This is a genomic window from Actinosynnema sp. NPDC023587, assembly GCF_040640215.1.
In the GTDB taxonomy this organism is placed as follows: Bacteria; Actinomycetota; Actinomycetes; order Mycobacteriales; family Pseudonocardiaceae; genus Actinosynnema.
This window is the reverse complement of the sequence record NZ_JBFABG010000004.1, coordinates 467,912-480,758: the sequence shown is the minus strand read 5'-3', so window position 1 is coordinate 480,758 and position 12,847 is coordinate 467,912. Positions and strand designations below refer to the sequence as shown.

The following is a 12,847-nucleotide window of genomic DNA, read 5'->3' as shown; positions in this document are numbered from 1 at the left end:
CCGTGTGGCCGGTTCGGGCCGCTCCGGTGAGGATGATGGCGACGACCTGCCGGGCCCGCCACGGGCCCGGCCGGCCGCCGTCCCAGGACATCGTCACCCGACCGGTTGATCTCCCGCACCACGGGAACCTCGGGGTCGGGACGGCCGTTGGAGGTGCCATGAAGAAGGTCACCGCAGCGCTGCTCGGAGTGGCGGCGGGAGCGGTCGCGTGGGCGTTGCGCGACGTGCCCACCGCGCTCGGCGGCACACCGCGGGGCAAGCGCATCCGGCGCTCCCCGCAGTTCCGCGACGGCAGGTTCCACAACGCCGAGCACACCCGGACCGTGCCGCCCGGCGGTGCGGCGGACATGGCGCGAGAACTGCTGTTCGGTGGCCAGCAGCGGCACCCGGCCGGCGAGGTCCCGCTGGTGCCCCCGGTGCCGGTCCGGTCCGCCGACGGGCTGCACGTCACGTGGTACGGCCACGCCTCCGCGCTGGTCGAGATCGACGGCGCGCGAATCCTGCTCGACCCGGTGTGGAGCGAGCGCTGCTCGCCGTCGCAGGCGGTCGGGCCGAAGCGGCTGCACCCGGTGCCGCACGCGTTGAGCGAGGTCGGCCAGGTCGACGCGGTGGTCATCTCGCACGACCACTACGACCACCTGGACCTGTCGACCGTGCGGGAGCTGACCCGCACCGGTGACGCGGTCTTCGTGGTGCCGCTGGGCATCGGCGCGCACCTGCGCCGGTGGCAGGTGCCCGAGGAGCGGATCGTCGAACTGGACTGGGACGAGTCGCACGAGGTGGCGGGCATCCGCCTGATCGCCTCGCCCGCGCAGCACTTCTCCGGGCGGGGGCTGCGGCGGGACACCACGCTGTGGGCGTCGTGGGCGGTCGTCGGTCCGCGGCACCGCGTGTACTACAGCGGTGACACGGGCTACTTCGACGGCTACCGCCGGGTCGGCGCGGAGTACGGACCGTTCGACGCGTCGTTGATCCAGATCGGTGCGTACGGGCGGGACTGGCCGGACATCCACATGACGCCCGAGCAGGGGGTGGCGGCGCACCGCGACCTCCGGGGCGGGTTGCTGATCCCGGTGCACTGGGCGACGTTCAACCTGGCGTTCCACGACTGGGCCGAACCGGTCGACCGGGTGTGGCGGGAGGCCAAGGCGTGGGAGATCCCGCTGGCCGTGCCGCGACCGGGCGAGCGGATCGACGTGGCCGACCCCCCGGCGGTCGACGGCTGGTGGCAGGCGCTCGCATGAGGACCGCGAGGGCGACCGGGGGCGGTATCGGCAGCGGCGAGGCGGTCGCGGTCGAGGAGGTCGGCGCGCGGCCGGTGGCCTCCGACGCGGCCGACCCCCGGGCGGTGCCGGAGCCGGCGGCCGAGCTGCCGTCCACAGTGGACGTGCTGGTCGACAACGCCGGCGGTGCGGTCGGTGGCGGCGACCTGCGCGCCCAGTGGCGGGCGAACGACGAGGCGGACGTGGTGGCGGCGGTCGCGTTCCCGACTTCGCCGGAGGCCGGGCACATCATCGGCCGGGTGCTCGCGGTGAACGGGGGTGCCGCTCCGGGCCGGTGATCACGGGAAGTGCGGGTCCGTCGGGAGTGGGCGGTGCGGGTCGGTAGGGCGGGCCGATCCCGGGCTCCTTCGACGAGAGTGGAGCGGTGACCGCACCCGGTCAACCGGTGATCCCACTTGTCGTCCGGCGGGCGACTTGCGCTGGTCCGAATGAGTAATCCGGGCCGCGCCACGGACAAGCGCACTGTCCTCGGAGCACAATCCGGTGCATCACAACCGGAGGGGGTCGACGGCTGTGCCACGAGGAGAAAGCCCGCTGCAACCCGACGGGTCGGCGTTGACCGACTTCGCCCTGGACCTGCGCCGGTTACGCACGCGGGCGGGAATGCCGAGCTACCGGCAACTCGCCCGCTGGGCGCTCTACTCGCCGACGACGCTGTCCGACGCCGCCGGCGGCAAGAAGCTGCCCAGCCTCGCGGTCACCACCGCGTTCGTGCGGGCGTGCGGAGGCGACGAAACCGAGTGGGCGCGCCGCTGGCGTGAGCTGAGCACCGAACTGGCCGGACCGCCCACACCGACCGACGGCGGCGTCGTGCCCTACCCCGGTCTGGCCCCGTACGAAGCCGACGACGCCGAGTGGTTCCACGGCAGGCAGACGCTGGTGGGGGAGTTGGCCGCCAAGGTCGCCGAGCGACGGTTCACCGCCGTGTTCGGGGCGTCCGGCGCGGGCAAGTCGTCCCTGCTGCGCGCGGGACTCGTGCCGAGGCTGACGGCCGAGGGGACGTGGATCGCCCTGTTCACGCCCGGCGCGGACCCGTTCGGCGAGTGCGCGGCACACCTGGCGCGCTGGCTGGGCACCACGGCCGGCGTGGTGCGCGCGGAGCTGGCGGCCGACCCCGCCAACCTGCACCGGCTCGTCCGCCAGGCGTTGGTGGCCGAGCCGCCGGACCGCCAGGTCGTGCTCGTGGTCGACCAGTTCGAAGAGCTGTTCACGTTGTGCGCCGACCCGGCGACCCGGTCGGCGTTCCTCGCCGCGCTGGTGCGGGCCACTCGCGCGGACAAGGGGCGCTGCCGGGTCGTCCTCGGCGTCCGCGCCGACTTCCGCACCCGCTGCCTGCGCGAGAGCGAGCTGTCCGGCGTGCTCGACGACCCGGAGTCCACCGCCGCCGAGCTCGACATCAAGCCGATGACGGTCGAGCAGTTGCGGTCCGCGATCGTGGAACCGGCGAAGCGCGCGGGCTGCGTCGTGGAGGGCGCACTGGTCGCCGCCCTGGTGGCCGAGGTCCACGGGCGGATCGGTGTCCTGCCCCTGCTGTCGCACGCGATGCGGGAGACGTGGCTCCGGCGCAAGGGCAACACGTTGACGCTCGCGGGGTTCCAGCGCACCGGCGGCATCGACGGCGCGCTGGCCAACTCCGCCGAATCGCTCTACTCCGCGCTCGACGACGCCCGGCGGGAAGTGGCGAAGGACCTGTTGCTGCGCATGGTGGCCTCGGGCGACGACGGCGAGGACACCCGGCGGCGGGTGGACCGGGCCGAGCTGGACGCCGGCGAGGACGTGGACGCCGTCCTCGGTGAACTCGCCGCGGCGCGGCTCGTCGTGCTCTCCGGCGACCGGGCCGAGATCACCCACGAGGCGTTGATCGACGCGTGGCCACGGCTGCGGGTCTGGCTCACCGAGGACCGCGACGGCCGGCGCGCCCACCGCAGGCTCACCGTCGCCGCGACCCTGTGGCGGCACCACCACCGGGACCCGGACCTGCTGCTGCGCGGCAGCCTGCTGGCGCAGACCTCGGAGTGGGCGCGCACCCACGGCCACCTCAACCGCGTCGAGCGGGAGTTCCTCGACTCGGGGCTCTCGGCGGACCGGCGCGAGCGGACGAAGCGCCGCCACCACGTCCGGCTGGTGCGGGCGCTGGCCGCCCTCGTCGTGGTGCTGGCCGTGTTCGCCGCGTTGACCGCGATCTACGCCACCAACACCCAGCGCGCCGCGACCCGGCAGCACACCATCGCGCTCGCGGACGACGCCGTGGAGACCGCCGCCCGGCTGTCCGACACCGACCCGGCGCTGGCCGCCGGGCTGCTGCTCGCCGCCTACCGGCTGGCCCCCTCGGAGCAGACCGCGAGCGCGCTGGTGAGCGCCTCGGGCCTGGCGAGCGGGATCGGCATGGCCGACGACGCGGGTTCGGTCGTGGCCGCCGCCGGCAACGGCCGGCTCGCCGCGGTGGCCAGGCAGGCGGCGGACGTCACCATCCTGGTCGCCCTGACCGCCGACACCGCCACGCCGATCGGGTCCGTCCCCGGCGGGCAGGGGGAGCCGGTCTTCAGCGCCGACTCCCGGGTGGTCGCCACCCGGGACCGCGACGGGATCAGGCTGTGGGACATCGGCGACCCCGCCCGGCCGGTCGGGTTGGGCGTCGTCCCCGGTCGGCACCGCGCCGTCCGGTTCAGCCCGGACGGCGCGCTGCTGGTCACCGTCGACGTGGTGCCGGTGACCGGGAGCGGTGAGACGCAGTGGGTGCCCGGCCGGTCGGGCAGGCTGTGGGACGTCCGCGACCCGCACGGGCCGCACCAGCTCGGTGCGCTGCCCGGCGCGAACACCCTGTTCGAGTTCAGCGGCGACAGCCGGCTGCTCGTCACGCTCGACCTGGACAGCGCCGCCGGCACGCCCTACGACCAGGACCTGGAGATCTGGGACCTCGGCCGGCCCGACGCGCCGCAGGTGGTCGGCCGGGTGGACAGCGAGGTGGTCGGCTCGGTCAGCGCGGTCGCGTTCGCCGGGTACCGGGGGCTGGTCGTGGGGGACCTGGCCGGCGGCGTCACGTTCTGGAACCTGGCCGACCCGGTCAGCCCGCGCATGGTCGTCCTGGACTCCGCGCACCAGGGCTCGGTGAACGCCGTGGCGGTGAGCCCGGACCAGCGCCAGGTGGTGACGGCGGGGTCGACCGGGGACCTCGTGCTGTGGACGTTCCCGAAGCCGCAGGAACTGCGGAGGAAGACCGACGCCGTGCGGGTCGGGTCCGGCTTCACCGGGCTGCGCTTCGCCCCGGACGGGCAGAGCGTGCACGCGCTCAAGCACACGTCGATCATCAGCGCCATCCGCTGGCACCTCGACCCGGAGCGGGCCGCCGCCGCGGCCTGCGCGCGACCGTCCGCCGGCCTGACCCCGGCCGAGTGGAGCACCTACTTCCCGGAACTGCCCTACTTGGACGTGTGTTAGCTCCGTCCGGTCGGGCCGCCGCCGCCCCGCACGGCGGGGTTCGGTGCCCCGAACCTTTCGCGCGTTGCCCGACCAGGCCGATCCGGTCGTCGGCAACACCGTCGGCAACACCCACCGCAGTCCCGACGGCGGACCCCGCCGGTCGAGGTGGTCGGGCACGGGGTGGGGGCCGGGAGCGCCGCGAGCCGGCGCGCGTCGCGGGGTGCTCGGCGTTGCCGCCGCCGGGCCGGGTGGGACCGCCTGCGACCATGGGCGGGTGACCAGGATCGTCGCGGGCGTCGCCGGTGGGCGTCGGCTGCAAGTGCCGCCACGGGGCACCCGACCCACCTCCGACCGGGTGCGCGAGGCGCTGTTCAGCTCGTTGCAGGCCCTGGTCGACCTCGACGGGGCGCGGGTGCTCGACCTGTACGCCGGGTCCGGCGCGCTCGGGTTCGAGGCGCTGTCCCGGGGTGCGGCCTCGGCCGTGTTCGTGGAATCCGACAAGCGGGCCGCCGACGTCCTCAAGGCCAACGCGAAGTCCCTCGGCCTGCCCGGTGCGACCGTCGTCAACCGGACGGTGGAGGCGGCCGTCGCGATCCCCGCCGACGAGCCGTGCGACGTGGTCTTCGCCGATCCGCCCTACGCGCTGACCGATGCGCAGCTCGGGCAGGTCCTCGACGGGCTCGTCCGGCACGGCTGGTTCGCGCCCGACTCCCTGATCATCGTGGAGCGCGCCGCGCGCAGTGCCGAACCGATCTGGCCCAGTCCACTGGAATCGTTGCGCGGCAAGCGTTATGGCGACACGGCACTGTTCTGGGCGGAGTACGTCGACGCCCTCGGGTGATGCCGACCACGCGCCGGAGTGGGCGCGTCCGATCGGGTGCTACCGTCCGAAACCATGACGCGTGCCGTGTGCCCCGGCTCCTACGACCCGGCCACCAACGGACACCTGGACATCATCGGCAGAGCGGCGAAGCTCTTCGACGAAGTCGTCGTCGCCGTGCTCATCAACAAGAACAAGAAGACCTTGTTCTCCGTCGAGGAGCGCACCGAGATGCTCCGCGAGGTCACCGCGCAGTGGCCCAACGTGCGGGTCGACTCGTGGCACGGCCTGCTGGTCGACTACTGCCGCGAGAACGACATCCAGGCCATCGTGAAGGGTCTGCGCGCGGTCAGCGACTACGACTACGAACTCCAGATGGCCCAGATGAACCACCAGCTCACCGGGGTGGAGACGCTCTTCATGCCGACCAACCCGATCTACAGCTTCCTGGCCAGCTCGCTGGTGAAGGACGTGGCGACCTACGGCGGCGACGTGTCGACGCTGCTGCCGCCGTCCATCATGGCCAGGCTCGCGCAGCGGCTCGCCGAACGCCGCTGACCGGTCACGGCGGGTTCACCCCACCGTGGTCATTTCATCACTCGACGTGATTACCGTTCGTTCGCATGAGCGAGATCACATCGCGCGCCCGACAGGCGCTGCTCTCCCTGCTGCTGGTCCTCGTCGGCAGCTTCACCGCGGTCACCCCGGCGGTCGCCGAGCCGGTCGGCGCGCTCCAAGCGGCCTGCGGTGACACCTCCGGGTTCCGCCGGGTCGCCCTCTCCGGGCTGCCCGCCCAGGCCACCGACACCGTCCGGCTCGTCCAGCGCGGCGGGCCCTACCCGTACCCGCAGGACGACCAGACCTTCCAGAACCGTGAACGAATCCTGCCCGCGTGCTCCTCGGGCTACTACCGCGAGTACACCGTGAAGACCCCCGGCAGCTCCACGCGCGGCGCACGGCGGATCGTGACCGGGAACGCGTCGCCCAGGCTGTACTTCTACACCGCCGACCACTACGCGAGCTTCGTGCTGGTCGACACCTCGCGCTGAGCCCGGGACGCCGCGCGGCCGGTCGCCGTCCGTCCGGGTGTCACCCGACGGGGCGGGGACACGCCCTGCCGATCTACCCGCGGCCGGGTGATCGGCAGGGCACACTGGGACGGGTACCGCTGTGTGGGTGTGGGGAGTGTGCCGTGTACCGGGTGTTCGAGGCTCTCGACGAGCTGGTCACGATCGTCGAGGAAGCGCGTGGCGTGCCGATGACCTCCGGGTGCGTCGTGCCGCGCGGTGACGTGCTCGAACTCCTCGACGACGTGCGCGACGCCATCCCGGCGGAGCTGGACGACGCCCAGGACGTGCTCGACCACCGCGACGAGCTGGTCGGCAAGGCCCAGCACGAGCTGGAGGCGAGCACCAGCAAGGCCCGCTCCGACGCCGAGCGGATGGTGTCCGAGGCGCAGCACGAGGCCGAGCGGATGCTGTCCGAGGCGCGGTCGCGGGCCGAGCGGATGGTCGCCGAGGCGCAGGACCAGGCCGAGCGGACGATCGCCGCGGGTCGCCAGGAGTACGAGGACCTGGTGGGCCGCGCGCACGCCGAGGCCGACCGGATGGTGCAGGCCGGTCGCGCGAACTACGAGCGGGCGATCGAGGAGGGGCGCGCCGAGCAGATCCGGCTGGTCGACCAGACCGAGGTCGCGCAGGCCGCGCACGCCGAGTCCGCCCGCGTGCTGGACGCCGCGCAGTCCGAGGCGATCCGGCTGCGCAGCGAGTGCGACGCCTACGTGGACGGCAAGCTGGCCGACTTCGAGGACCTGCTGGCCCACACGCTCCGCTCGGTCGGCAAGGGCCGCTCGCACCTGCGCGGCCCCGGCGTGACCGGTGCCGCGGCCCCGTTCGACTACCACGAGACCGCCCGTTCCTGAGCGGCCCGGGGGCCCCGCGCGATCTGGCCGGACCGCTCCGGACCAGGCGATTTCACGTCAGCACCGGTTGTCCCGTACCCTTGACCGGCTGGCCGTGGTAAGTCACCCGTCGGCACACCAAACATCATGCCTCAGCATCGTCACGCGTCCACGCGTTCCACAGCCTCCGGGCCCTGGGTCATCGACACCAGGGACCTGGGTCGTCGCGCGGGCTCCAGCCGCGCCCATCACCGCACGGTGCCCGCGGAAGGTCTGGGCCTGCTCGGCGTGATCGCGGTGCCCCCGGGTGGCGTCGTCGAGCTCGATCTCCTGCTGGAGTCGGTGGTCGAGGGCGTGCTGGTGACCGGCACGGCCGCGACGGTGGTCGAAGGGGAGTGCTCGCGCTGCCTGGAACCGCTGTCGGCCGAGGTCGAGGTGGAGCTGACCGAGTTGTACGCCTACCCGGACAGCGCCACCGACGAGACCACTGAGGAAGGCGAGGTCAGTCGGTTGCTCGACGACCTGGTCGACCTCGAACCGGTGGTGCGGGACGCACTCGTGCTCGCGCTGCCGCAGGTGCCGCTGTGCTCGCCGGACTGCCTCGGGCTGTGCGTCGACTGCGGCGGCAGGCTGGCCGATCTCGGCCCCGATCACGGGCATGAGACGATTGACCCCCGGTGGGCCGCCCTTCATGAGCGGTTCGACGGGAATCGTGACAATCCAGAGGAGAACTAGTCGTGGCCGTCCCGAAGCGGAAGATGTCGCGCTCGAACACGCGCTCGCGCCGCGCTCAGTGGAAGACCGCTGCCGTGCACCTGGTGGCCTGCTCGAACCGGGCTTGCCGCCAGCCGAAGCCGCAGCACGTCACCTGCCCGGCTTGTGGCCAGTACGACGGCCGCCAGGTCGTCCAGCCGGCCTGATCCTCATCAAGGCGAAGGTAGCGTCGCACTGTGGGGGGTAGGTCGTCGCGCGGTCGGTCCGCCGACCGCGCCCCGTTGCTCCAGGCGCTCGGCGTCCCGTTGGACGCCGAGCTGCTGACGCTTTCCCTGACACACCGGTCGTACGCGTACGAGAACGGTGGACTCCCGCCGAACGAGCGGCTGGAGTTCCTCGGTGACGCGGTGCTCGGTCTGGTGGTCACCGACCACCTGTACCGCACCCACCCGGACCTGCCCGAGGGGCAGCTCGCCAAGCTCCGTGCCAGCGTGGTGAACATGCACGCGCTGGCGGGCGTGGCCAGGAACCTGGGCGAGGACGGTCTGGGCGGGCACCTGCTGCTCGGTCGCGGCGAGGAGCTGACCGGGGGCAGGGACAAGGCGAGCATCCTCGCGGACGGTCTTGAGGCCGTCATCGGCGCGGTGTACCTCCAGTTCGGCATCGACACCGCGCGTCAACTCGTCCACCACCTCTTCGATCCGCTGCTGGCGGAAGCGCCGTTGCGCGGCGCGGGGTTGGACTGGAAGACCAGTTTGCAGGAGTTGACCGCGTCGGCGGGGCTGGGCGTGCCCGAGTACCGGGTCGACGACCAGGGACCCGACCACCGCAAGGAGTTCACCGCCACGGTGCTCGTCGGTGGTCAGGCCCACGGCACCGGCGACGGCCGCACGAAGAAGGAAGCCGAGCAGAAGGCGGCCGAGGCCGCCTACCTGGTGCTGTCGGAACGGGTTCGCGCGGAGCGGGAAGCCGCAGCCGGGAACGGCCACGCACCGGGATCGGCTCCACCGCAGACCTCACCCACCGAGGAAGACTGACGCCGATGTATGCCACGAACGTCCGGACCAACCGGCGCGTGCGCGACCACCACCGCCACTCCCGACCGTTGAACGCCTCCCGCAGCGGTGGCATCCAAGGCCTGGTCCTGGTCCGCGACACCGCCCAGGCGGGCGGCTGGATGCTCAAGCCGACGAAGCCGCAGGCCGCCGCGTACGAGCTCCTGGAGGAGCTGGAGGCCGCGGAAGCGGCCGAGAACGAGGACTGATCCCGTCCCGTGCCCGAGCTGCCTGAGGTAGAGGTCGTCCGCCGAGGTCTGCACGAGCACGTCGCCGGCCGCACCGTGTCCGCGGTCGAGGTGCTCCACGCCCGTGCGATCCGCCGCCACCTCCCCGGTGCGGCGGATTTCGCGTCCCGGTTGGCCGGTCGGACCATGGTCGGGGCGCGGCGGCGGGGCAAGTACCTCTGGGTGGACCTGTCCGATGGGGACGCCCTGCTCGCGCACCTCGGGATGAGCGGGCAGATGCTGGTGCAGCCCGTGGACGCGCCGGACGAGAAGCACCTGAGAGTCCGGGTGCGGTTCGTCGACGGCGGTCCGGAGCTGCGCTTCGTGGACCAGCGCACGTTCGGCGGGCTGGCGCTGGCCGAGATCGTCATGGTCGACGGAACCCCGCTGCCGGAGCCGGTGGCGCACATCGCGCGCGACCCGATGGACCCCGCCTTCGACCCCGTCGCCGCGGTCGCCGCGCTGCGGAGGCGGCGCACGGACGTGAAGCGCGCGCTGCTGGACCAGACGCTGGTGTCCGGCGTGGGCAACATCTACGCCGACGAGGCGCTGTGGCGCAGCCGCCTGCACGGGTTGCGGCCCACCGAGAAGCTGACTCGCGGGAAAACCGCCGAACTGCTCGCCCACGCCACGGACGTGATGCGCGAGGCGTTGGGCGAAGGCGGCACGTCGTTCGACGCGCTCTACGTCAACGTGAACGGTGAATCGGGCTACTTCGACCGCTCGCTGAACGTTTACGGGCAGGAAAACCGGCCGTGCGCGCGGTGCGGGGCGGCAATTGTGCGAGAACCGTTCATGAACCGCTCGTCGTACTCGTGCCCGCGCTGCCAGCCCAGGCCGCGCGTCGCGGTCTGACGCACCCGCCGGAAAAGGATCAGCGCGCTTTCGGCTCGGCGAGCCGGCGCAACAGCGGGGTCGCCGACCGGAGGTGGTCGCGCTCCTCCGCGGACAATCGCGAGATCCGCTCGGACAGCAACTCGGCTTCGCCGTGCGCCAGCGACAGGATGGTCTCCCGGCCCGCGCCGGTCAGCTCGACGATCGTGGCCCGGCCGTCCGCCGGATCGGCCTCGCGGCGCACCAGACCGCCGGATTCCAGGCCGGTGACCACCGTGGTCGCCGTCGGCTGGGAGCACAGCGCGCGCACCGCGATCTCGCCGATGCGCATGGGCCCCTGCGCGGCGAGTTCGGCGAGCACGAGTAGCTGCGTGGGCTGCAACCGCCGGACGGGTGCCGACTGGCGCAGGCTCCGGATCAGCCGGTGCACGGCGACCACGAGCTGTAACGCGTCCTGGTTGGTCACACTGGCGGTCATCGAGGACCTCCTCGTGGCTCACCGACCGTGAGCGAGCGTCCGAATTCGGACAGGACATTCGCACTATTGGTGTACCGCTGTCCAGCGAACCGATTCATTCGCACCCGGATGTACTCATTGATTCCGCACCGGTGCGGCCCGTCGCCCGCGAGTCCGGGGTGAAAGCCGTGGTCGGTGGACATCAAGACGCGATCGAGGAGGCGGGAAACCCGAGTGCTGTCCGCGCGCACCGACTCGGCGGATGTCGCGCGGGAGCACCTGCTCCGGTAGCTGCGGCGCTCAGCCCGCCGGCAGCGTGGGACGGCGCTCGAACAGGACCGTGCCGCGCACGACCGCCTCCTTGTAGCGGGCCGCGAGGCGTCCGGTGAGCACGGCATCGCGCGGGCTGTCGTCGCCCCGCACGAACTGGATCAGGGCGTGCCGGCGGCCCAGGCTCACGCACTGGTTGAAGTAGGAGAACCGGAAGGGCGCGGGCTCCTCGCCCGCCAACCGGTCCGCCAGCGCCCGCACCGCCCGCTGGGTGGTCGGCAGGCCGGTCGCGCAGGCCATGCGCAGTTCGAGGCCGTCCGGGCGGCGGATGGCGGCGGCGTCGCCGATGCCCAGCACCTCGGGGTGCGACACCGACGTGAGCGTCTGGTCCACGACCATCCGGCCGGTGCCGTCGACCGCGAACCCGGCGTCGCGGGCCAACTCCGGCACCCGGAACCCGGCCGTCCACACGACCGTGTCGGCGGCCACCCGCCCGCCGTCGGCCAGCGCCAGGCCCTCGGCGTCCACCGACGTGACGCGGCTGCGCTCGCGCACCTCGACGCCGAGCCGGGCGAACGTCGTGCGCAGGTAACGCTGGGCCTTGGCGGACAGCGCCTCGCCGAGCACACCGCCGGTGACCAGCACGACCGCCAGGTGCGGCAGGCCCTCGGCGAGTTCGGCGGCGGCCTCGATCCCGGTCAGCCCGCCGCCGGCCACGGCCACCACGTGCGCGTGGGCGAGGTGGTCGCGCAACCGCTCGGCCTCGTCCGGGGTGGCCACGGTGTGCGCGTGCGCGCGGACGCCGGGCACCGAGTCGAGGTCGGCGTGGCTGCCGAGCGCGTAGATCAGCCGGTCGTAGGCGAGGGTGCCGCCGGCGGCGAGCCGGACCTCGCGGGCCGGCGGGTCGATCGCGGTGACCCGGTCGACCACGAGTTCGACGCCGGTGCCCTCGACCAGGTCCGCCAGCGGCAGGTCGCGCAACACCTGGCCGGCGGCGAGCTGGTGCAGCCGGACCCGCTCGACGAACCGGTCGCGCTGGTTGACCAGGGTGACGTCGGCGTCGGTCCACCTCGCCGCCAGCTTGGCCGCCGCCAGTCCCGAGTAGCCCGCTCCGACGACCACGATGTGCTCTGCCATGTCCTCGTCCTTTCCTCGTGGGTGGAGCGGGGCGGCCCGCCGGTCCGTGACAGCGGTCGGCTATGACCCGCGTCACGACCCGATCAGGCGACATCCACGACCCGGCGGGCCCACCGGGCACTTCGCGGCCGACGTGATCGTTGTCCTCGTGGTGGTGGTGGACGAGGGATTGGCGGCTCGATGACGGTGGTGACCACGGCCCACACGTCCGCAGTGGACCCGGTGGTGCTCGGGGTGGCACGCGCGTTGTGCGACAACGCGTTCGACGGCGGGTTCAGCGACGACGACTGGGATCACGCGCTCGGTGGCGTGCACGCGTTCGTGTGGGAGGACGACGAACTCGTCGGCCACGGGTCGGTGGTACAGCGCCGACTGCTGCACCACGGGCAGGCGTGGCGGACCGGGTACGTCGAGGCTGTCGCCGTCCGGTCGGACCGGCGGCGGCGCGGGTACGGCGCGGCCGTGATGGGCGCGCTGGAGGACGTCGTGCGGCGGGCCTACCAGGTGGGCGCGCTGGCGTCGGCCGACACCGCGCTGGACTTCTACGCCGGGCGCGGGTGGCGGTTGTGGCGCGGGCCGACCTCGGTGCTGGGCCCGGCCGGGCCGGCGCGCACGAGGGACGACGACGGCGGCATCTTCGTGCTGCCCGTCGAGGTCGTGCCGGACCTGGACGGGCCGTTGTCCTGCGACTGGCGCGGCGGTGACGTCTGGTAGGTCGGGGCTCGCGGGC

At 73.0% G+C, this 12,847-nt stretch carries 15 protein-coding genes; 13 read left to right on the top strand and 2 right to left on the bottom strand.

Features of this window, described 5'->3' with window-relative positions:
• Positions 1-158 precede the first annotated feature (158 nt).
• The 12 genes from AB0G01_RS14570 (at position 159) to mutM (ending at position 10,274) form a co-directional block, all read left to right on the top strand.
• The gene (locus AB0G01_RS14570; RefSeq protein ID WP_360944603.1) at positions 159-1,244 is read left to right on the top strand and encodes an MBL fold metallo-hydrolase; all 1,086 of its coding nucleotides are present in this window, start codon (positions 159-161) and stop codon (positions 1,242-1,244) included.
• Entirely contained in the window at positions 1,241-1,561 is a 321-nt protein-coding gene (locus tag AB0G01_RS14565; RefSeq protein ID WP_360944600.1) for a hypothetical protein, read from the top strand. The genes AB0G01_RS14570 and AB0G01_RS14565 overlap by 4 nt, the downstream gene beginning before the upstream one ends.
• A 235-nt stretch (positions 1,562-1,796) precedes the next feature.
• The gene (locus AB0G01_RS14560; protein ID WP_360944597.1) at positions 1,797-4,721 is read left to right on the top strand and encodes an AAA family ATPase; all 2,925 of its coding nucleotides are present in this window, start codon (positions 1,797-1,799) and stop codon (positions 4,719-4,721) included.
• Positions 4,722-4,977: 256 nt separating this feature from the next.
• The gene (gene rsmD, locus AB0G01_RS14555) at positions 4,978-5,544 is read left to right on the top strand and encodes a 16S rRNA (guanine(966)-N(2))-methyltransferase RsmD (protein ID WP_360944594.1); all 567 of its coding nucleotides are present in this window, start codon (positions 4,978-4,980) and stop codon (positions 5,542-5,544) included.
• 54 nt (positions 5,545-5,598) lie between these two features.
• Complete coding sequence (gene coaD / locus AB0G01_RS14550) at positions 5,599-6,081, top strand: pantetheine-phosphate adenylyltransferase (RefSeq protein ID WP_360944591.1); 483 nt, start codon at positions 5,599-5,601, stop codon at positions 6,079-6,081.
• A gap of 65 nt (positions 6,082-6,146) precedes the next feature.
• Positions 6,147-6,572, top strand: a complete 426-nt coding sequence (locus tag AB0G01_RS14545) for a ribonuclease domain-containing protein (RefSeq protein ID WP_360944588.1) — start codon at positions 6,147-6,149, stop codon at positions 6,570-6,572.
• A 143-nt stretch (positions 6,573-6,715) separates the two neighbouring features.
• A complete protein-coding gene (locus AB0G01_RS14540) occupies positions 6,716-7,444 on the top strand; it encodes a DivIVA domain-containing protein (protein ID WP_360944585.1) in 729 nt (242 codons plus the stop codon).
• A 126-nt stretch (positions 7,445-7,570) separates the two neighbouring features.
• A complete protein-coding gene (locus AB0G01_RS14535) occupies positions 7,571-8,158 on the top strand; it encodes a YceD family protein (RefSeq protein WP_360944582.1) in 588 nt (195 codons plus the stop codon).
• A 2-nt stretch (positions 8,159-8,160) separates the two neighbouring features.
• Entirely contained in the window at positions 8,161-8,343 is a 183-nt protein-coding gene (rpmF, locus tag AB0G01_RS14530; RefSeq protein ID WP_360944579.1) for a 50S ribosomal protein L32, read from the top strand.
• A gap of 30 nt (positions 8,344-8,373) precedes the next feature.
• Positions 8,374-9,174 (top strand): ribonuclease III, encoded by an 801-nt coding sequence (rnc, locus tag AB0G01_RS14525; RefSeq protein WP_360944576.1) that lies wholly within the window; start codon positions 8,374-8,376, stop codon positions 9,172-9,174.
• A 5-nt stretch (positions 9,175-9,179) separates the two neighbouring features.
• Positions 9,180-9,401, top strand: coding sequence for a hypothetical protein (locus AB0G01_RS14520; RefSeq protein WP_360944573.1), 222 nt, complete (start codon positions 9,180-9,182; stop codon positions 9,399-9,401).
• A gap of 9 nt (positions 9,402-9,410) precedes the next feature.
• Positions 9,411-10,274 (top strand): bifunctional DNA-formamidopyrimidine glycosylase/DNA-(apurinic or apyrimidinic site) lyase, encoded by an 864-nt coding sequence (gene mutM, locus AB0G01_RS14515; protein WP_360944570.1) that lies wholly within the window; start codon positions 9,411-9,413, stop codon positions 10,272-10,274.
• Between the two features lie 19 nt (positions 10,275-10,293).
• Here mutM and AB0G01_RS14510 read toward each other — a convergent pair whose 3' ends face one another.
• Both AB0G01_RS14510 and AB0G01_RS14505 read right to left on the bottom strand, forming a co-directional pair.
• Entirely contained in the window at positions 10,294-10,731 is a 438-nt protein-coding gene (locus AB0G01_RS14510; protein ID WP_360944567.1) for a MarR family transcriptional regulator, read from the bottom strand.
• A 279-nt stretch (positions 10,732-11,010) separates the two neighbouring features.
• Positions 11,011-12,117 (bottom strand): FAD-dependent oxidoreductase, encoded by a 1,107-nt coding sequence (locus AB0G01_RS14505; RefSeq protein ID WP_360944564.1) that lies wholly within the window; start codon positions 12,115-12,117, stop codon positions 11,011-11,013.
• 180 nt (positions 12,118-12,297) lie between these two features.
• On the opposite strand from AB0G01_RS14505, the gene AB0G01_RS14500 reads away from it, so the two are divergent.
• Complete coding sequence (locus AB0G01_RS14500) at positions 12,298-12,831, top strand: GNAT family N-acetyltransferase (protein ID WP_360944561.1); 534 nt, start codon at positions 12,298-12,300, stop codon at positions 12,829-12,831.
• Positions 12,832-12,847: the final 16 nt, after the last annotated feature.